Genomic DNA, 19,603 nt, shown 5'->3' on the forward strand with positions numbered 1-19,603 from the left:
CGTGGGAGATATTAAGTTCTTTATGTACAGACTGGCGATGCTATATTCGTGATATGTGACAAGGTTTATCAACCGGGAAAATCCGCTGACCCCAAAAGAGTCTATCCACCCTTTCAAAAAACATACTTACAATTACGATGAATCGGGCAAAGTAGTAGGCCGCAGTGTTTACTCATGGAATCCTTTCAAATACAAATGGGAACTCAAAGCCGAATATGGCATTACAAAACAAGAGCTAAGCAATGCTACCGTAAGCCAAACAACCAAAACAAACTCGACCTTGCAGGCAAACAATAACAAATAGAGTAAGCCATAAAGACTTTTGACTAGTCCTAAAAAGCCGTTATAGGTTTTTATTTGCTAAAGTTGATACTCGATCATACAATTTCTACTGTCAGATGAAACTCAACCTCAAAATACATTTTTTTCTTTCAAACCCCTCCCCAAAAGCCCTTAGAGGGCGTTTGGAAGAGAAAAACGCTATCAGATAGCCAATACCATAAATCAGAAAGATGAGAGGTCCTTTATGATCGAACAAATCGCGGTATGGCAACAGCCCATTCATCCATCCTTTGCCTATTGTGAAATATACATTTATGTCCGACCACGCATTAAAATCATAAAGCGGCGACATCCGCGAACACAAAAAGAGTAGTAGGGCGTTATACACAAACAGGCATAAAAGAATGCCTTTTTCCGATAATATCTGTTCCCTGAACGAAATACCCTTTTGTGCCATTATGCAATAATATTATCTTATTTAAAATTTCAGACTTACGCCGCCCATAACGTGGAATTGCTGATGAGTATATCCGTAAAATGTTTCATATTTCTGATTCAGCACGTTATTGAACGAGATATTGATGCCCAGCCACTTCAGCAATTGATATTCTCCGCGTAGGTTCAATTCGTTGATGTCGTTCATTTTTACATCCTTTCCGAAATATGTTTTGCGTCCGCCTTGCAGAGTATAGTTAAGTGAGAATAACAATTTTTCGAAAGGACGGATTTCGGCATTCACGTCTACCGAGAATGTGGGCCTGCCCCAAGCCTTTTTTACATAAGGAGTCCTGATTAAACTGAAAGGATGGTCTACATATTTTACATCATAGAAATAGCCCTTTGCCCTTACCGAAAGGTCAACATACGGAATGAGCGATGTTTTAACGGCAGTGCCCACATGACCCTCGCCCATATTTGCATACACAAGCATTGGGATATTTCCCCAGCTGTATGTTCCCATATAACGGGTACGTCCAACATACAAATGATTGTCTTTCGTATATTTATAGCCTCCAAAAATATCGAATTCAAATCCGCGCACAACACCCGATTTTACACCTACCACAGCATCGTAGAGGGTATTTGAATATCCTACCCGCGCCAAAGGAGCCAAGTAGCGGTTCTCTTGCAGTGTCTGCAAAAAGTTGTTTTCATTGATTCCTCCCGTCACACCGGCGTAAACCCTGCTTGTGGGGGCAAAAGTGTACGAGGCCTGCACATCGGGAGCGATGGCGAACTTATTTTTATGATCGAAGGCATAGCTTATCTTAGCGCCCAAGCTTACCTGCCAGTCGCCTCCGTCCATCGCAAAGAAGGCTCTTCCTTTAAGTACTGTCAGATTATCATAAAGCCCATCAATAGAAAGGCTCTCTAACTTATCGAATGTTTGGTGCATAGCCCAAACATCTACTCCTACTTTTTTATCTTCTACCAAAGCCCCTAAAAACAGGTGTCCGTCAAGGATGCCGCCCGAAGTTCCATCTTCATTCAAGAACAAACCATACTTATTGTTGAAATGATTGTATCTGGCATCTACTGCGTATTGCACTCCTTGCAACGACTCTAAAGACTTAATCCCGGCATCCACCCCGAATACATTTACAGTTTGTTGTTCTTTCGGATCAATCCGGGGAATGTATAGTGAAGGATATTGTGGAAAGTCGTTTCCATAATAATTATAAGTATTATTCAGATAATTACCGTTCACGAAGAGCGATAGCTTATCAAAATCGTGTTGGTATTTCACCTTGAAGAATCCATCCGAATATTTAGCTTTTTCTTTCTTCGATAAGAATTCCTTTTCGGCATAATCAACATCACTGTTTGCCGAGTTGTAGCCTGCAAAAACATCCAGACGGTCGGTCTTTGTGTTTAGCAAACGATAGCCTATACGGCCATCCAGATTCAGATTGCTACCTACACCCAGTACCAGATACCCGCGGTCTTTGCTGTAATCTATTTGCGAGCCGATAGTAGCCGCACCGGTATCCATAACCGGATATCGCGACAAACTGAGGCGGGGTATATCGGTTGCAAACCGCACATTTGTATTCGGCTTTGCCGACTGCTGCACAGCGGGCAGGGTATTGATTTTTGAGGCATCCTGAATGACGGGTGTATAGTCTCGCTCGATAGAAACCTGCCTGTTCAGAGTAGAATCTTTTTGTGCATTTGCATCCAAGCAGAATCCTGCCACGGTGCAAAGGCTTAACAGTATTGATTTATATATTATCTTCATTTTCGGGTTGTTTAATTAAAATGGAAATCAGTAAAACAGCGCCTTACTTCAAGGCAGCCAATCGTTCGTTAATCATTATCGTAATATCAACTTCGGCTGTCTTATAGTTTGCCTGCAAGCTTTCCAGATATTGACGGGCTTGGAATTTATCGCCTTTAGCGGCATATATATCCGAAAGCAGTATCAAGGCTCGTGCCATCCAATATTGGTGGGGTGTTCCGGCTGTCATGAAATCTTGTATCTGTTTCTCAGCTTTATTGTACGACTTAGCTTCGTAATACGATTCAGCTATCAGGTATTGTGCTTCGGCTCCGTAGACGCTGCGAGTATCTTTTGCAAGAATCTGCAAATCGGTAAGCGCTTTATCTTTTTGTCCCAAATTCAGATTTGCTTTTGCACGCAGGAAGCGGGCTTCGCTCGCAACCTCGGGCAACAGTTTTACGTCCGTAAGCAGGGCATCGGCTGCCGATACCACTTCCTTATCTTTTTTCAGGGCAGAAGCGCATTTTAGCATACCTGCCTGCGCGGTTTGTTTTTCTTCGCTGTTTTTGGCCGAAAGCTGTAACTGACGGTAGAGGTCGTATGCCTGCTGATTGTTTCCGGTTTCGAGTTGAAGTTTTGCCGCATATTCGAGCGACTGGCTCCGGTAGCGCGAATTACTGTTTTTGATTGCCTCCATAAACTCCGGCAATGCCGTTTCATTATCCTTCTGGTTATAGGCCAAGCTTCCCAAAACGAAGTGGGCATCGCCCACAAAAGCACCTTTAGGGTACGATTGCAGATATGTTTGCATAGCACTTCTGGCAGCATCGGCCTTACCTTTCATAAACACGTTTTCGGCTGCCATATAAGAAAGTGAATCCTGACGGGAAGGCGATATAACCACCGCACCGCCCAACGAATTGACGTACGCTACATATTCGTTTACGTTATTCGTTTCCTTATAGATATTTTCCATGCTTTGTATGGAAGTGCGAGCCTCTTCGCTGTTGGCGTTTGCGGCAACCACCCGTTTGTAAGCGGCAAGTGCCTTCGATGTGTTGTTGTGATTGTAGTATAACTGCCCTAACAAAACTCCCGCTTGCTGAGCAAGATTTGTTTGTGAATTTGTTTTCAGCATACCTTCCAGAACGTTTATGGCATCGTTATCTCTGTTGAGCATAACATAAGCGCGGGCTTTTTCGTACAAGGCATTTTCTTTATACTGCGAGGCAGGGTATTTTGCCATCATGGCATCCAATGCCGATATCTTACCTGTGTAATTACGTTGAAGCCCCAGCACAAACGCTTTCTGAAAGTCGGCATAGTCGGCTACCGATTGCCCACTGGCGGCCGCTTGCGAGTATGACTTTTCGGCTGCCGAGAAATTACGGTTATACAGATAACAGTCGCCCAAACGGTTGAGGCCATCGGCATAAGTTGTTTTTGTTTTATCTTTTTCGGCTGCCGCATACTTCTGAAAGTTTGCAAGCGCCGAGTTATAGTTTTTGAGCTGGAAGTGAGAATATCCCAGATTGTAAAGGGCAAGACTGTGGTTGGGGTCGCTAACCGGTGCTGACGACAGAAAGCTGTTGTAGTCGCCGGCGGCAGCACTGTAATTGCCCATACGGTAGTAAGTCTCTCCACGCCAGAAGTAAGCCTGACGGCGAGCCGTAGCATCGTGGCTACCCATATTGATACTTGCCGAGAAGTTGTTTAATGCCGAAGAATAGTTGGAGTTCACAAAATCGTTATTCCCCAGTTGAAACAAGATTGATTGCTTGGCGGCAAGAATCTGGCTGTCGGGCGACTTGATTCTGCCGATAGCCTCCAAAGCCGCTTTATAGTTCTTGGTAGACATGAAGGTAGAAGCCAACAAACCGTTGATTTCTTTCTTGCGTGCCGATTGCGGATATTCGTTTATGAAGCGTTCGAGAACGGTTACCGATTGGTCGAACACCGAAAGCGATGTGCGATGCACCAGCACGGCATAGTTATAGAGCGCCGCTTCGCTGACGGAGGTATCATATTTCTCGCGCGAAGCCGCGTCGAATGCCATTAGGGCATTTGCGTTATCGTTCAAGGCCAGATAGTTTTGCCCTAAAAGCAGATAAGCAGCCTGCCCCAGTTGGTCGGTTGTGGATGCCACATTTTGTAGGACATTGGCGGCCTTTGCGTTTTCGTTACGGGCAGAATAAGAACTACCCAACAGGAACATATCTTCGCGGATAGGTTTTTTATCTCCTAAAAGCGACAAATACTTCTCGTAATGCTGAATAGAAAGCTCTACCCGTCCTGTGCGGTTATAACCGTTACCCAAAATACGCTGAACCTCAACCGCATTCTTACTGTTCGGGTATTTTTTCAGATAGGCGTTCCCTTCGGAGATAGCCCCTTCGAGGCGGTCGTTCAAGAAATCGCTCTGTATGAGGTAAAATGTAGCTTCTTCTGCATATTGCGGATTATTCTGATATTCTCGGAAAACAGAAACCACCTTATCGTAATCGCCTCTCTGAAAGTCGATATATGCTAAATAGAATTTGGCCGGGGTTTTGTATTTTTCGCTATTCTGAGAAAGAAGTCCAAAAAGCTGGCGGGCAACGTCGGGCTTCCTGTTCTGCAACTCGGCATACGCCCTGCGGAAAGCATAATCTTCCTGCTCGTTGGTTGGCAGGTAATCTACATCCACATCCGAAAACCAAAAAGCGGCTTTCGCCCATTCTTTTTGTTCGTAGTGGGTGGAGCCAATGTAAAAGCAAAGCTGGTCGCGATGGTAAGTTTCGGGGTTAGCATCCAGAAAATCCTTCAGCATCAAACCCGCTTTTTCGTTCCCCTGGAAGTATTCCGAGCAAACGAGCAGATAATCGGCCTCGGTAAGCAAGGCAGCATCGTCCGATGCGCGTTTAAACTCTTCCAGATAATTCTGACTACCAACATAGTTTCCGTTCATAAACATTTCCTTCCCTTGTAGGAAAAGCCTATCGGGCAAATCGTTGGTTACCGGTTTTTGTGCGTGCACAAGTTGCAGGCTACATGCTGCGGCTAATGCTATAATTGTTTTTTTCTTCATCATATAGAGTCTCTATTTTTTCTTTTTGTCATTTCAAAATACCTTCGTCTATAGCCCTGATTATACCCTTACGAACGGATACCAAACCGAATTTATTGGGGTCGAGGTCTTTTATTTTCACAAACTCCAGCTTAGCCACATCGTCTTTGGCCTGAAACGAACCGGTATCATCAACTTTGCAAAGGAAGAAAGCATCCACCGTTTGCACTTCGAAGTCCGAATACACGTATCTGTTGGGGATAGAAAACAGATACTCTGCCCGGGCAACTGTTAGCGAAGTTTCTTCCTCCACTTCGCGAACAACGCATTCCTCGAGCGACTCGTCGAGGTCTACAAAGCCCCCCGGCATATCGAGCGTTCCTTTAGCGGGGTCGAAAGCCCGTGTGGCAACAAGTAATTCTCCGTTTCGGTTTACGATAAAGGCTACAGTAGCCGACGAGGGATTGAAGTAGTAAATGAAGTTACACTCCTCACATTTTTTTGATTTAAAATTGTTTTCCACAAAGCGGGGCGAACCACACTTGGGGCAAAACCTGAACTGCGCAAGCGGATGCATCTGTGCTGTCTGTTTATATTAAGAATATATAATCCACAAATATAACAATATTAACGAATTATACCTCTCGAATTAACACTCCTTATTGTTTCGGCACAAAACGAAGCCCCCAAAAATGAAAAAGCAAAATAGGGTAACTTGTGGTGCATTTAGAAAAAAAACCGATTGTCTAAAAAATAACATATATTCATTTTGTCATCCTAAGTGAAACGAAAGATCATAAGTAAAAATACAGAGATTCTTTACTTTATTCAGAAGCAACGTTCGAGGAGCGTAGGCAACTCAATGATGGATATTATAAATATTTTATAATAAGCTATTTGATATAAATTTTCTAAATGCACCACCAGTATATTATTATCGTAAATTAAGCCATACGGACGGCGAGGGAGCATCTTTATTTATAACGGACATCCACCTTTTGGGTAGGAGCCATATCTGTGTTGCGGCGGCCTACGGCTTCCACAAAGTTGTTGGCAAAGGCCGAAAAAGCAGCTCCTGTTACAGTGTTTTCGTTCAGAGCTACGGGAGTGCCCTTGTCACCCCCTTCGCAAATGCTCTGCACAATAGGTATCTGTCCTAAAAGAGCGATGCCCATTTCCTCAGCCAGATTTTTAGCCCCGTCTTTGCCAAAGATATAGTATTTGTTTTCGGGCAATTCAGCGGGAGTGAACCATGCCATATTCTCGACCAAGCCAAGGATAGGTACATTTACCTTTTCGTTGGTAAACATATCAATCCCCTTGCGGGCATCGGCAAGCGCTACTTCTTGCGGGGTACTCACCACCACAGCTCCCGTAATGGCCAAGTTTTGCACCAGGGTAAGGTGTATATCGCTCGTGCCGGGCGGAAAGTCTATCAGGAAATAATCCAGCTCGCCCCAAGCGGCATCTGTTACCAATTGCTTCAAGGCATTGCTCGCCATTGCTCCACGCCACACTATGGCACTTTCTTTATTCACAAAGAACCCGATGGAAAGCATCTTTACGCCGTATTTTTCTACGGGGATAATCAACTCCCGGCCATCAACGGCTTCGAGCATAGGGCGGGCATCTTCCACACCAAACATTTTGGGTACGGAGGGTCCGAATATATCGGCATCCAGCAATCCCACTTTATACCCTTTGGCAGCTAAAGCCACAGCAAGATTTGACGTCACGGTACTCTTGCCTACGCCCCCTTTGCCCGACGATACGGCTATTATATTTTTAACTTCGGGCAGCAACTTAGGCGGAGCCACCGGTTCTACCTTTTTGGTCACAACCTCGATGTTCCCCTTTATGTCTATACCGGGGTCGGCAAATGTAAGGATGGCTGTTTCGCAAGCCTTAACAACCGACTTGATGAAGGGGTCGTTTGGTTTATCGAACACCAAAGAAAAACTAACTTTATTGCCGTTTATATGGATATCTTCCGATACCATTCCCATCTCTACAACGTCTTTGCCCGTGCCGGGATAACGAACATTGCGCAAGGCATCGAGAATCAGTTTAGGATATACTTTTACACTCATTTCTATCTTATTTTTTCTTGTTTTCTGTTTAGTAAAAAATTATTCCTTAGGCAGTTGGCGTGTGTTGTTCCGTCCGTAACTGCGATAAGGGTCTTGTTCTATTTCTATATCGGGTTCAATCCAACTTTGGCGGTCTTGGCAAGCAAATTTCAGATATTTGATAGTTAAACCACGCGATAGCCACTGTTGTTCGTAATAGGTCTGTATTTTTAACACATCGTCGGCCAAGTCCGAATTATATAAATCTTCCGTTTTATACATAACCGGAAGGTGGTTTGCTTCGACCATCGCTGCCGTATATGTGAACATAAAATTACTGTCCGACTTCAGGTGTATCACCCCATCGGGACAGAGTATCCGCCTATAAAGCCGCATGAAGCGGGTAGAGGTCATGCGCTTGTTTACCTTGTTCATTTGCGGGTCGGGAAAAGTTATCCAGATTTCCGAAACCTCGCCTTCGGCAAAAAAATGGTCGACCAACTCTATGTGGGTTCGCAAGAAGGCAACATTGTTCAGCCCTTCGGCAAGCGACTGCTTTGCTCCCGCCCACATACGTGAGCCTTTTATATCGATACCGATAAAATTCTTCTCCGGAAAAAGCCGGGCCAACCCTACCGTATATTCGCCCCGTCCGCAACCCAGTTCAAGAACTATCGGATTCTGGTTCCCGAAAAATTGCTCGTTCCACTTGCCCTTCATATCAAAGCCTTTTTCTTTCAGAGCCGCAAAAGGGAATTGAAATACATGGCGGAAACCCTCCATATCGGCAAATTTAGCCAACTTGTTTTTACCCATATCCTGAATATAAATTAATCTCAAATTTGTATGGCAAAGATAGAGATAAGCCCAAACATCGGCAAATAAGTGTTGTATATACACTGCAATGCAAAGCAAAAGAAATTAAAAAAAGAGAAAATATATACGATTTTACACTTAATACGATATTTATTTGCGATATTTGCACCGCACACGCAAAACATGTCAAGACCCCTTACCAAAAGCTTAACTCTGCTTTTGGTGTATGTATAAATGTGCAACTAGTATAATATAGCATTATGGATATTGCTGTTGTACATAATCTGGCAAAGAACAGATTTGAAGCGATTGTTGGAGAAAGAACCGCTGGCGTTCTTAAATACGATTTTAAGTCAGGTTTTGTTATGTCTATCAGTCTGCTGAAAGTGAAGAGTGATTTCGATGTGAAAGAAGTAGAAGACAACCTCGTTGAAATTGCAAGTAAGTACATCATCACAAATGGATATCGCATACAAGTTGATTGTCCGCGTTTTAGGGAGTATATAAAAGACCGGGACGATCTTCTGGAATTATTGGTTACCGCCGATAATGATGAATAAAAATATATTTATCTTAGCAGGTCGAAAAAGCGTCCATCTGCAAATGAAACTGACATTCAGGCCCTATAACCTGCAATTGAAATACCCTTTCACGATTGCAAATTATTCGCGTACCACAACTCCCGTTGTTCTTACACAGATAGAACACAAAGGCTTTGTTGGTTACGGCGAAGCTTCCCTGCCTCAGTATCTAGGCGAAACACAGGAGTCGGTCATGCAATTTCTGCGAAGGGTTAACCTCAAACAATTTGCCAATCCTCACAACATAGAAGCTATAATGCGTTATGTCGACTCTTTGGCGGAAGGGAACACAGCCGCAAAAGCCTCTGTGGATATAGCCTTGCACGACCTTGTGGGGAAAATGGAGGGTAAACCATGGCATCGTATCTGGGAGTTAGACGAAACCCAAACGCCAAACACCACCTATACCATAGGTATAGATACGGACGATATTGTTTGCAAAAAGACAGAAGAAGCCGCCTCTCTGTTCAAAATACTGAAAGTGAAACTGGGTGGACAGAACGATAAACAGATGATCGAAACCATCCGTTCGGTTACGAATCTGCCTTTGGCAGTAGATGCCAATCAAGGATGGACAGACCGCGAGGAAGCCCTCGACATGATTCACTGGTTGAAAGAGAAAGGTGTGGTTATGATTGAGCAACCTATGGACAAAACAGATTTGGAGAACAATGCTTGGCTGACGCAGCACAGCCCCCTGCCTATCTACGCCGACGAGTCGGTGCAACGGTTGAACGATGTAGACCGCCTGAAAGATGTTTTTACGGGAATAAACATAAAGTTGATGAAGTGTACCGGCATGAACGAGGCGTGGAAAATGGCGCAACGGGCAAAGCAGCTCGGAATGAAAACGATGCTTGGCTGCATGACCGAAACATCGTGTGCCATATCGGCCGCATCTCAACTGTCTCCGGTAGCCGATTTTGCCGATTTAGACGGAAATCTGCTTATCACGAACGACTGTTTTGCAGGAACAAAAATTGTAGACGGAAAAATTACTTTAACCCGCTTGCCGGGCATCGGGGCAGAACCGATAAAGGAGTAAACAAAACTTGTTTCAGAAAGGGAGTTTGTCCATTATCTTATCCACCGTTTTCATAACCCCCGGATATGAGTTGAAACGGTGAATATAGCTCATCATAAAACTACCATTGAGTTGGTTAACCTCCTTCTTGTCGATATCCTGAAAAGATATCATATTACCCAAAAACGAAAAACGCAAAGACCAAGAACGTGCGTTGTATCCTGCCGAAACACGAGGAAACGCCGTTGGCGATACTTCTATCTTGCGAAAAGAATGCTTGATATTATCCGACCCGAAGTTAGCACCCACCGTAATGCCGCCCGACAAATAGAACCCTTTGCCAAAAACCCAGTTATAAGCATATCCACCGCTTATGCCCACCTGCAAAATACGGCGTTTGGGGTTGTTTTCAAAAATCAAAGTACTATCGCTGTTTATATAACTGTAATTTATACCTCCTCCTGCCTGAAAACTCCCGGCCGAGATGCGCTGTATTTCGCTCTGGTTGAAGGCCGCACGGTAAGAAAACTTACGATGATTGAACACATACTGGGCATGCACACTTATCTGCTTGAGGTGCAAGTCGGGATACAGGACATATTTTTCGTCGCTAACCTCATCGTAAAATCCTTTGTAATCTTGATAAAAAATGTCGAAAATAAATTTCCGCCCGTAATAATGGTATTGAAAGTCAATAGATTTTGTTTTCCCCTTTTTTTTATCGCGCATAAAATCGAAACCATAGCCAAAGCTGAACGAATAATTTTTCCATGTTACACCCAGTCCCAGACTGACCGGATTGTTAGGCATATACTCGCGGCTAATACCTAAATCTTCGTTATCGTGGTGCAAAAAAATGAAATTCTTTGCCACGTACGTCTGTGCCGATAATTGCTGCGGAAAACGTTGTATATATGTGCTGTCAACATCGGCCAATGCTTTTTGGCAGAACAGTAACATTACAGATATGAATAGAATGGAATACCGCATCTGCTAACAATAACGCACATTGGTGCTTTTAATTATAACTTTTTGATGATTTTCTTGAAAACGGACAGCTTCCGGGGCAGGCCAATCTCATAGAGATTGCATCACCGCCACGTTACCCTTGCCGCACAGATTACACGGTCGGGTTCTTTCATTTCGAGCTGATATACGCTTTCGGTCGTTTCCTTGCCCATTACGTTGAGCTGAGTGCCGTAACGCCCTTCGTGAAGATAATTTATCTCGAAGAGACTGATTTCTTTTTCAACAAACAGTTCGATAGGAAATACATCTACAAAATGCTCTATATACTTCATGCTGTTGAGGTGTTTGTTGATGTCGATGTCGCTATACTGTACCTTAAACGAACCTAAAACATCCGACTCTTTGAGTTGCGGAATCTTTACAGCGTTACCCATCGGGCATTCCTTATCGTGTTTATACTCTACCAAACCATCCAACTCCAACACGTTGGCCGGGCGGCGGGTTTCTAAGTCGATAGAAGCCCATACGGAGCGCGCGAATCCCAATTCACGCCCGCTGCTGTCTTCGATCGAAAAGCAACGCTCCGTGAATAGTTTATTGGCATCCAATATCCATGTACGCAAGTTTATGTCGGTATCGTTCTTCGGATATTCGCGCATTTCTATTGCCAGCCTTGTCAGCACCCACGCCCGTTTTTTACGGGTCATGGCCGAATAACCAAACCCGCGCTCTTCGGCATGGCGGGTTGCCGCCTGCAACATAAAACCGCCAATCATGGGCAGGGTGGCTTTCCCTCTGAAATCGGTCAGGTAAGCATCTATACGATAAGGGTATGTACCTACCGGGGTTATCTTCTTTTCTGTGTGCATGTAATTCTTATTTTATTTCGTATAGCTCTAAAGGTAAACCATCGGGGTCGGCAAAGAAAGCAAACCTGCAACCGGTAAGTTCATCCAGCCGTATGGCCTCCACCTCTATACCTTTCGCCTCAAGCTCTGCTATTGTTTTTTCTATATCGGCTGTTTCTAATGCCAGATGCCTCAATCCGCATGCCTCTGGGAAGCTAAGCCTACGGGGCGGCTCAGGAAAAGAAAACAGTTCTATCTGTCCTCCTCCTGCCAGTGTCAAATCCAATTTGTAAGATTGTCGTTCGACTCTGTATGTTTCGGCTATAACTTCCATACCAAGTTTATTCACATAAAAGTCTTTCGACCGCTCATAGTCCGAACAAATAATTGCCACATGGTGTATTCTTTTCAAACTGCTCATAGTACAAAAAGATTATATCCCCTTTCGGTTAGTGAAGAAAATGCTAAGATAATAAAATTATTTTTTAGTTAAAAGCTACAATCAGAAGCCTCCCGTTAACATCATCAAGCCTCCCAGTAGCAATATCAAGCAGATTGGTATCAGTATATTAGAACCACCTCTGATAGACAAAAACCTTATCATCCTGTTTTCATCCTCACACTGTTCCTTTGCCATGGCCACAGCTTTTTTGGCTTTCAGTATATACAATAAGTTGCCCGAAAATCCCATCACTAAAGCAAATATAAAACTCAGTAGCATGTCTCTGCGCATGTCTGGCATCATGCCTTTGTTTACGATTGCCGTAATCAGCGTCATGGGGATGATAAAGAGAATAGCTTCCTTATACATCTTTTTGTACAGCATCCAGAGTATGCCGAACAGAAAAGCATAAAAGTTGAAAATAACCCTCGCTCCGCCATCTATCCTCTCCATCACGGACAAATAATAGTCTTTTGCTCCGCCAAAATAAGTATCGTACAGCTTTTTCTCTCCTTCTTCCATCCGCAGGTTTTATTTCTCTTTTTCAACCTTTACTACTTCTACCAACCTTTGCATGTTTTCAGGAACGGGCGATTTGAATTCCAAAATCTCGCCTGTGGCAGGATGCCTGAACACCAACTCGTTGGCATGCAGTGCCATTCGCTTTATAGGGCTGATGGTTGAACCATATTTACGATCGCCCACGATGGAGTGGCCTACCGACTGCAGTTGCACACGGAGTTGGTTTTTCCGTCCGGTTTCGGCTTCCAAACGGAGCATTGTGTATTTGCGGTTGTTTTTCACTGTTTTATAGTGCGTTACAGACCTCTGTCCGCCATTGTCGGTTTCGGACGAGTGCATAATCAGTTTTTTATCTTCCGTGAGCCAAGATATAATAGTTCCTTCGGGAGGTGTTATTCTACCCCGAACCACTGCTATAAACGAACGGGTTATGATAGCATCGTTCCACGTACGCTGAAACAGCTCCTGAATCTGGGCGCTTTTGGCAAACAGCATCAGTCCCGAAGCATCGCGGTCTAAACGGTGAAGAACAAACACCCGCGAGCCTCTCCCGGCTTTTATCTTTATATAATCGTTGATGATGCTATAAGCCGTTTCACTCCTTTCCCTGTCGGTAGCCACCGACAGCAGTTTGGCGTCTTTTTCCACTACGAGCAAAAACTCGTCTTCGTAAACGATTTTTACACCTTTCAGCAGCTTGGTATCGTAGGCCTTATTTGTTTTGTGGATGGTAACCACATCGCCAACAGCAAGTGGGTGGTCAAACTGGGTTGTTGTGCGCCCATTTACCTTTATTTGCTTATGGGCAAACAACGATTTTATGGCATTGCGGCTCTTACGTATTTTTTTTTCAACCAGATAAGTCATAAGAGGGGTCGCCTCTTCTACTTTCAGTGTTTGCAGGGGAGCTTCGGTGTTTTCTTTCTTCATTTTCTTTTGGGCTCAATAGATTTCAATTCCTCAAAGGTATGATTTTTTGATGTGCCTCCCGTTAAGCTATGCCGAAAAAATAGCCGGACAATCCTCTTGCCCGGCTATTTCCTCTCATTTATCTGTAATATTTATAATCTACGGTTTCACTTCAACCCACATACCTTGGCTGCGTGCCTGCTCTTGGGGCTGATACATAGCCTCGCAGGTAATAGCCGGCAGATAGAAGCGTCCGCAGTAGGCTGCCTGCAAACGTATGCGGAATGCGGTTGAATACCCATTGCTGAGGTTGAAGTAAGAGTACACACGGTCGTCGCGGATATCCTGATAGGTATATACCGGATTTTCGGACTGGTTGTTCATCAGGCGGTCGTTAAATATTTCCCAACCCGATGCAAATATCTGGTTCAGCGTCAAATCGGTCAAATACTCGCCCGATACGTTCTGCACAATAACAGTGGCAAAGAATTCCGTTCCCTGCCTTAGGGACGAAACATCGAGGTCGTGCCCGTCAAGGTCGTGGTATTTGATATAGAGGTTCAGCCCTCCTGCCGAACTTGGCGGACGGTTATCCACAAGCGGCTGGGTGTATCCTACCAGACGGACAAACAGTTCACCCTGCCCTTTGTTTGTGAAGTCAACATTTATGTTTTGCCCGGCTTTGATAGCAATTTCCTGATACAAGGCTCCGGAGTTTGCACCCCTCTGAGGCACTCCGTTTAACGACCAATCGTAAGCAATAACTCCCTTACCCATCTTTTCGGCCAGTTTAGACATGGCAATCAGCCCGAACGATGCCGTTTGCGTGGAGATATAATCAGAACTCAAGCCTTCGGATACGCTTCGTGAAAGTTGCAAGGCTTTTTCGGTACGTCCCAGCAACAGGTAAGTTTCCATTATCATGGCCTTATCGCGAGCCGCATCGCCGTACGTATTATTGCTATGCGGATAGGCTTCAATAACATCGCTGGCTTTGGATATGAGCTGAAGAGCTGCATTCTTCTTGCCTGCCACGGCGTAGGCTGCCGCTAATCGCCAGCGTGCCTGTACGGATATGCCCGCCATCTCTTTCAGACGGTTCATAGCTCCCATTTCGGCTTTGCCGGCAAGGGCAAGTGTATAGAGACGGTAAGCCTGTTGGAGGTCGCTCATCGAATAGTTGTAGTACGACGAATACAGGTCGCCTCGGTTCCATGTTTGAGCCGATTTTTTCTGGAACTGCTCCCACTTGCTTATAACCGATTCGGGCACGTTATAGCCTGCCTTCTTGGCTTCCAGCAGGAAGTGTCCGGCATAGGTAGTTACCCATTCGGTGGGGTAAGAACTGCCCGGCCAATATACGATACCACCATTGCTCAACTGGCGCGCAGTGATTATCTTGATAGCCTCGTTGATGTTGTTTTTCATCTTTTGGGTCTGGCTTTCGGTAAATTTGGTGAACCTGCCCACATACAACAACGGGAAAGCTTTTGATGTAACCTGTTCGGAACATCCGTGCGGATACTGGAGCAGGTACGCAAGATTTTTGCTGAGGTCTACGGCAGGCATACGCGATACTTCGAGCTTCACCCAGTCGGTTGCCTGTGGGGCATCCATGGCTATTTGCAGATTTTGCGTCATACCCGACGAAACAAGCGCCTGCGATGTAAGCAATACAGGAGGATTGGGGTTGCGCACCTCAATATCTATTACCTCGGACGACACCTCGCCACCGCCTGTCGCTTTCACCGAAATTTGCTCGGCTCCCGTTCTGCTGCCGGCTTTCAGTTTAAAGTAAACAACCTTATCGCCTTTCCCGGTAAACGTAACCGTTTGGCTTGTTCCCTCGGTGGGTTGCAACAGCCCCTTGGTCTTTATGTTTACCGTCACGGTCTTTATATTGTCTTTAGTTACAAATACATTCACAGGCAGCACTATATCTTCGTTTGGCCCAGCCACACGGGGTAGGGTAGAAAGCACCATCAATGGATTGTTGACAGGTACAGTCTTTTCGGTTGCGCCATAAGCACCACTCTCGGTTCCGGCAACAACCATAACACGCACCGAGCCTATGTAGTTAGGCAGTTTTATTTTATGATTCTTGGTCGATCCGGCTTCCAGTGTAAATGGCCCCAGATACTTCACCACAGGTTTGAAGCGGTTGAGCGGGTTGTTAGACGGCTTCAGAGCCTCGTCTCCACCGATGCTCAGCAGCGGCCCCATTTTTCCGGCATGTGCGCCCACAACCATATCGAACATGTCCCATGTGCGGACACCAAGCGCCTGCCGCGAATAGAAATCGGCCCAAGCATTCGGTGTACGGAAGGCTGTCAGATCGAGCAATCCTTCGTCTACTATGGCAAGTGTATAGGTCATTTTTTTGCGGTTCTTTTCGGATACCGAAACCGTAAACTCTTTTTCCGGACGAAGCTCTGCCGGCATGTTTATGACAGGTTGCAGAACCGTATTTTTGTTTTCCACATTGATATTCTGCACTCCATACATACGGATAGGCAACCCGTTGACGGTCTGCGCATGCGGTTGTAAAAGGGTAGCGAAGATGTAGAAGTTGGGCGTCATCTCGTCCGTCACCGTGAAAGTGTATTTGGTGTCTTCTTTCTCGCTGGTTTTTATCCATTCGCGTTGAATAACTTTCGATCCGTTTTCGATACTGATAAGAACCCGCCCTTGCGAACTTTTAGGAATGATAACGGTAGCTTTTTCGCCTGCGTTGTATGTACGCTTGTCGGTCGAAAAAGACAGCATCGTCAGCCCATTGGGGTCTTGCTTATCCGAACGTCCCCGCCACGAAGGCCAATCCACGTAAACGACTTGCCCTGTGGTATGTCCGCTCTGGTTGTCTTTCACCAAAATCAGATAACGGCCATAATCGGGATAATTCACACGGAAGTTTACACGCGCCTTGCCGTTGGTGGTCGATACGTTTTTGTTGAGTATAACCTCCGTTGAGGTATTGTTTACGTACGACGACAAATCTTCGTCATTGTTGCTCCACCACCACGACCAGTTTATTTTGTACACCTTCACATTGATATCCGTCTTGCTCACAGGCTTCCCTTGCGGGCTTAACGAAACGATGTCGATCGGGTTTTCGCGGTCGGTTTCGAGCATTGTATATTTATCTTCAGCGGGAGTTTTAACCCCCACATACGACGAGTATGGCGAGTATGCCACGGTTTGCGTGTAGAAACTGGCATCACCGCCCGATTCAAATACCCGCGATATGATATTAGCCCTTAGCATTCCCGGCGCAGATTCGGCCGGTGGAAGTTTTGCCGAGAAAGTGGCATTGCCCCCCGCGTCAAGCCTGCCGTCGTATATGGTATAAGTGTCCGACTGGAATTTGTTTGCCGGATTGTTGAACGAATATGCCTCATACCCTTTAAACGGATTGCTTGCCGTGCTTAGAGTCATTTCTACTTTGGCTTTCAGATTCGATGCAGGCGCACCGTGCAGCCATTGCGAAGAAAGCGATGTCACGAACGAACCTTGGGCGGCATTGACCAATTCGCCAATATTCAGCCTTACTTTCAACCGGTTGGGTTTCACGGTTTCTATCCTTATTGTTTTGCGGAAGGATGTTCCGCCCACTTTCACAACGGCCTGCCAATTTCCGGTCTGGGCATTCACATCGGTTGCCAGCTTGAAGGGGTAGAATCCGTCGATGCTTTGGTTCTGTACATACTTCTGGTACAATTGTCCCCGGGCTGTATAAAACTCTAAGGTAACGGGATGGTCTTTAGGCAGGGTTTTGTCTCTGTCTTCCAGAATAAACGTCAGATAAATAGAGTCGCCCGGACGCCATACGCCACGTTCGCCATAAAGATATCCTTTCAGCCCTTTTTGTATTTCCTTGCCACCCACATCAAAGTTACTGAGCGACAGGGATAGGTTTTGTGTTACTTTCAGATAGCCTTTTTGCTTGTCCTTCGAGGCTATTATAACGAACGGAACACCGCCCTTGTAATCGACCGAGGCAAAACCCTCGCTGTCTGTCTTTCCACTGCCAATGCGTTGCATCTGGAAGTTGTACACATCGACCGTAGCGCCCGACAGGGGTTCTGTGGTCAGTATATCGGTAAGAGAGGCGTGCACCTTCTTGTCGGAACCTATTTTTGCAACTATACCTATGTTCGACGCAAGCACAACGCAGCTCACATTACGGCTCGTACCCATATAGTAGCTGTCTTTGCAGGGGTTATCGCGTTCCGACCAGTTATATTCGTCCCAGTCCATATCACCTTGGTCGTAATAGTATGTTTCGGGAACATCCCACTTGGCCTCGTCTTCGTCCGATATCTGGTTAAAGGTTTCGAGGCTGGCATTTTGAGGTATTTGCGGAATTATGCCATCGCAGGGATAGAGCGAATACTCTTTTTTCATCGAAAATTCAATCCGGTATATTGCTCCCGGGTCTTGCTTCATCATCTTCGACAGATCGAGGTTAAACGTGTTCCATTGGTCAAGGCGCATGCTTGGGTCTTCGTCCAAACGGATGCGTTTTTTGAGTATCAACCGCCCAAAACGGCGCAATTCGCTATCTTGCCCAAAGTTGTTGGACTGCAAATAGCCCATAATGTTGTTCTCGTATATCTTCACCACCTTAACATCTACCGCCCATAGGTTTACGGCTTGGAAGGGTATGTTCAGGCTCTCGGAGTCGGGCAGGATATTGCCTGCATTCAAAAGCTTTATTTCGGGTTTATTTTTGGTTAGCGAAAGCTCGTACGAATAGGTTTTATTCAGCGGTTTGCCGTTTATGTTTTTCAATTGCTCAAAAATCTTGAGACTTACGGTTCTGCTTTCGGACGAAGGGTCGAGATAAAGTTTCAGTACATTCTTCTGAATATCGTATGAGAAGTTTTCTATACCGTTGGGAACAACCAATCCCTGAATATCCTGATTGACCGACAGCGGGTCGCTGAATGTAATGCGGATACATTCCTGCGGGTCATAACTGCTGCGGACATCTATCACCGAAAAAGTTTTGGTTGTAAATGCCGGTATTTTTATGGTGAGCGATGTGTCGCGCTTTGCTTTGATGGGCGCGCCTTTTATATTCAGTGTATAAGACATGTCTTTGCTGTAACGCTTCAAACTGTCGATAGTCAGTTTATAACGCCCTTTGACGGGGGTAGGCGCAATTTTTATTTTAGCCGTCTTGTCTCCTCCCGAAACAGAAAGCATCTTGGCAACATTGTCGATAGGGGCTTCGTCGGCAAGGTTAAGCGTACCTTCAACCGTGTTCCACGTCAGGTCATTGTCTTTGGTTGGCGAATAGGGTAGTATTTCTACACTATAATTCTGTGGGGGAACCCTGAAGCTGAATTTAAACTCCTTAAATTTTTTCTCAACCTGAAGAACTTTCCCCAATTTAAAAACAGCTTCATACTGTTCGCCGGGTTGCAACTCGCCGGGTTCGGGCACAAATTTAATGCTACGGCTGCTTGCCCAGTAGGCTTTCCCTTTAATGGATGGCGAAAACTCGAAGAGTTCGTCGTCTATTTCCTTGTTCAGTTCAACGGCGGGCATGTCTTGCGTCAGTTCTATCTGTATGCTCGATGTTGACGAAATATTCCCATAGGTAAAGGCCGCGATATAACGGGCAAACTCAGGGTCGACCTCTACCGGGCCCGATTTTTTGCAGGAATTGAAGAAAAGGACAACCAGCAACATCAGTCCTGTTGTCAGTTTTATTTTATTTATAGTTTTCATAGCAAGTGATATTATAGTTTTGCCAAAAGGCTGTATTAGAGCAAATGTAATGAAAATTATGAGATTTGATAGTTTTACTTAATCCTTTTTATTGAGTGGTTTTTATATCTTTGGTCTTTCATTATATCCTCTGATAAT

15 protein-coding genes are annotated in these 19,603 nt (G+C 45.1%); 3 read left to right on the top strand and 12 right to left on the bottom strand.

The window, feature by feature from the left end; translation table 11 throughout:
• The first annotated feature begins 55 nt into the window (after nt 1–55).
• Nucleotides 56–304, top strand: a complete 249-nt coding sequence (locus M2132_RS08890; protein ID WP_280673045.1) for a DUF3836 domain-containing protein — start codon at nt 56–58, stop codon at nt 302–304.
• 90 nt (nt 305–394) lie between these two features.
• Here the strand turns inward: M2132_RS08890 and M2132_RS08895 are convergent, their stop codons facing one another.
• The 6 genes from M2132_RS08895 to trmB all read right to left on the bottom strand — a co-directional run bounded on the left by M2132_RS08895 (nt 395) and on the right by trmB (nt 8,434).
• The gene (locus tag M2132_RS08895; protein ID WP_280673044.1) at nt 395–739 is read right to left on the bottom strand and encodes a hypothetical protein; all 345 of its coding nucleotides are present in this window, start codon (nt 737–739) and stop codon (nt 395–397) included.
• Nucleotides 740–760: 21 nt separating this feature from the next.
• A complete protein-coding gene (locus M2132_RS08900) occupies nt 761–2,521 on the bottom strand; it encodes a hypothetical protein (protein ID WP_280673043.1) in 1,761 nt (586 codons plus the stop codon).
• A gap of 43 nt (nt 2,522–2,564) precedes the next feature.
• Nucleotides 2,565–5,573: a tetratricopeptide repeat protein gene (locus M2132_RS08905; RefSeq protein ID WP_280673042.1), complete on the bottom strand. Its 3,009-nt coding sequence runs from the start codon at nt 5,571–5,573 to the stop codon at nt 2,565–2,567.
• A 25-nt stretch (nt 5,574–5,598) separates the two neighbouring features.
• On the bottom strand, nt 5,599–6,126 hold the full coding sequence (locus tag M2132_RS08910) for an NUDIX domain-containing protein (RefSeq protein ID WP_280673041.1): 528 nt from the start codon (nt 6,124–6,126) through the stop codon (nt 5,599–5,601).
• A gap of 397 nt (nt 6,127–6,523) precedes the next feature.
• The gene (locus tag M2132_RS08915; protein WP_280673040.1) at nt 6,524–7,639 is read right to left on the bottom strand and encodes an Mrp/NBP35 family ATP-binding protein; all 1,116 of its coding nucleotides are present in this window, start codon (nt 7,637–7,639) and stop codon (nt 6,524–6,526) included.
• 39 nt (nt 7,640–7,678) lie between these two features.
• Nucleotides 7,679–8,434: a tRNA (guanosine(46)-N7)-methyltransferase TrmB gene (trmB, locus tag M2132_RS08920; protein ID WP_280673046.1), complete on the bottom strand. Its 756-nt coding sequence runs from the start codon at nt 8,432–8,434 to the stop codon at nt 7,679–7,681.
• Nucleotides 8,435–8,694: 260 nt separating this feature from the next.
• Between trmB and M2132_RS08925 the strand changes: the two genes are divergently transcribed.
• Nucleotides 8,695–8,994, top strand: coding sequence for a hypothetical protein (locus M2132_RS08925; protein WP_280673039.1), 300 nt, complete (start codon nt 8,695–8,697; stop codon nt 8,992–8,994).
• On the top strand, nt 8,984–10,060 hold the full coding sequence (locus M2132_RS08930; protein ID WP_280698267.1) for a dipeptide epimerase: 1,077 nt from the start codon (nt 8,984–8,986) through the stop codon (nt 10,058–10,060). Before M2132_RS08925 ends, M2132_RS08930 begins: the two co-directional genes overlap by 11 nt.
• Nucleotides 10,061–10,072: 12 nt before the next feature.
• On the opposite strand, the gene M2132_RS08935 is transcribed toward M2132_RS08930, so the two are convergent.
• The 6 genes from M2132_RS08935 to M2132_RS08960 all read right to left on the bottom strand — a co-directional run bounded on the left by M2132_RS08935 (nt 10,073) and on the right by M2132_RS08960 (nt 19,465).
• The gene (locus M2132_RS08935) at nt 10,073–10,999 is read right to left on the bottom strand and encodes a DUF4421 domain-containing protein (RefSeq protein ID WP_280698268.1); all 927 of its coding nucleotides are present in this window, start codon (nt 10,997–10,999) and stop codon (nt 10,073–10,075) included.
• A 131-nt stretch (nt 11,000–11,130) separates the two neighbouring features.
• Nucleotides 11,131–11,877: an acyl-[acyl-carrier-protein] thioesterase gene (locus tag M2132_RS08940; protein ID WP_280673037.1), complete on the bottom strand. Its 747-nt coding sequence runs from the start codon at nt 11,875–11,877 to the stop codon at nt 11,131–11,133.
• Nucleotides 11,878–11,884: 7 nt separating this feature from the next.
• Nucleotides 11,885–12,277 (bottom strand): VOC family protein, encoded by a 393-nt coding sequence (locus tag M2132_RS08945; protein ID WP_280673036.1) that lies wholly within the window; start codon nt 12,275–12,277, stop codon nt 11,885–11,887.
• An 81-nt stretch (nt 12,278–12,358) separates the two neighbouring features.
• Nucleotides 12,359–12,820 carry a DUF2628 domain-containing protein gene (locus M2132_RS08950; protein ID WP_280673035.1) on the bottom strand — a complete coding sequence of 154 codons (462 nt, stop codon included), beginning with the start codon at nt 12,818–12,820 and terminating at the stop codon, nt 12,359–12,361.
• 9 nt (nt 12,821–12,829) lie between these two features.
• Nucleotides 12,830–13,750 carry an RluA family pseudouridine synthase gene (locus M2132_RS08955; RefSeq protein ID WP_280673034.1) on the bottom strand — a complete coding sequence of 307 codons (921 nt, stop codon included), beginning with the start codon at nt 13,748–13,750 and terminating at the stop codon, nt 12,830–12,832.
• A 138-nt stretch (nt 13,751–13,888) separates the two neighbouring features.
• The gene (locus M2132_RS08960; protein WP_280673033.1) at nt 13,889–19,465 is read right to left on the bottom strand and encodes an alpha-2-macroglobulin; all 5,577 of its coding nucleotides are present in this window, start codon (nt 19,463–19,465) and stop codon (nt 13,889–13,891) included.
• Between the last annotated feature and the right edge of the window lie 138 nt (nt 19,466–19,603).

Source organism: Dysgonomonas sp. PH5-45, from assembly GCF_029893235.1.
Classification (GTDB): domain Bacteria; phylum Bacteroidota; class Bacteroidia; order Bacteroidales; family Dysgonomonadaceae; genus UBA1309.

Coding starts and splice junctions, on each gene's coding strand:
- M2132_RS08955 (WP_280673034.1), bottom strand. CDS start 13,750: ATGAAGAAAGAAAACACCGAAGCTCCCCTGCAAACACTGAAAGTAGAA.
- M2132_RS08950 (WP_280673035.1), bottom strand. CDS start 12,820: ATGGAAGAAGGAGAGAAAAAGCTGTACGATACTTATTTTGGCGGAGCA.
- M2132_RS08905 (WP_280673042.1), bottom strand. CDS start 5,573: ATGATGAAGAAAAAAACAATTATAGCATTAGCCGCAGCATGTAGCCTG.
- M2132_RS08910 (WP_280673041.1), bottom strand. CDS start 6,126: ATGCATCCGCTTGCGCAGTTCAGGTTTTGCCCCAAGTGTGGTTCGCCC.
- M2132_RS08915 (WP_280673040.1), bottom strand. CDS start 7,639: ATGAGTGTAAAAGTATATCCTAAACTGATTCTCGATGCCTTGCGCAAT.
- M2132_RS08925 (WP_280673039.1), top strand. CDS start 8,695: ATGGATATTGCTGTTGTACATAATCTGGCAAAGAACAGATTTGAAGCG.
- M2132_RS08895 (WP_280673044.1), bottom strand. CDS start 739: ATGGCACAAAAGGGTATTTCGTTCAGGGAACAGATATTATCGGAAAAA.
- M2132_RS08940 (WP_280673037.1), bottom strand. CDS start 11,877: ATGCACACAGAAAAGAAGATAACCCCGGTAGGTACATACCCTTATCGT.
- M2132_RS08935 (WP_280698268.1), bottom strand. CDS start 10,999: ATGTTACTGTTCTGCCAAAAAGCATTGGCCGATGTTGACAGCACATAT.
- trmB (WP_280673046.1), bottom strand. CDS start 8,434: ATGGGTAAAAACAAGTTGGCTAAATTTGCCGATATGGAGGGTTTCCGC.
- M2132_RS08945 (WP_280673036.1), bottom strand. CDS start 12,277: ATGAGCAGTTTGAAAAGAATACACCATGTGGCAATTATTTGTTCGGAC.
- M2132_RS08930 (WP_280698267.1), top strand. CDS start 8,984: ATGATGAATAAAAATATATTTATCTTAGCAGGTCGAAAAAGCGTCCAT.
- M2132_RS08960 (WP_280673033.1), bottom strand. CDS start 19,465: ATGAAAACTATAAATAAAATAAAACTGACAACAGGACTGATGTTGCTG.
- M2132_RS08900 (WP_280673043.1), bottom strand. CDS start 2,521: ATGAAGATAATATATAAATCAATACTGTTAAGCCTTTGCACCGTGGCA.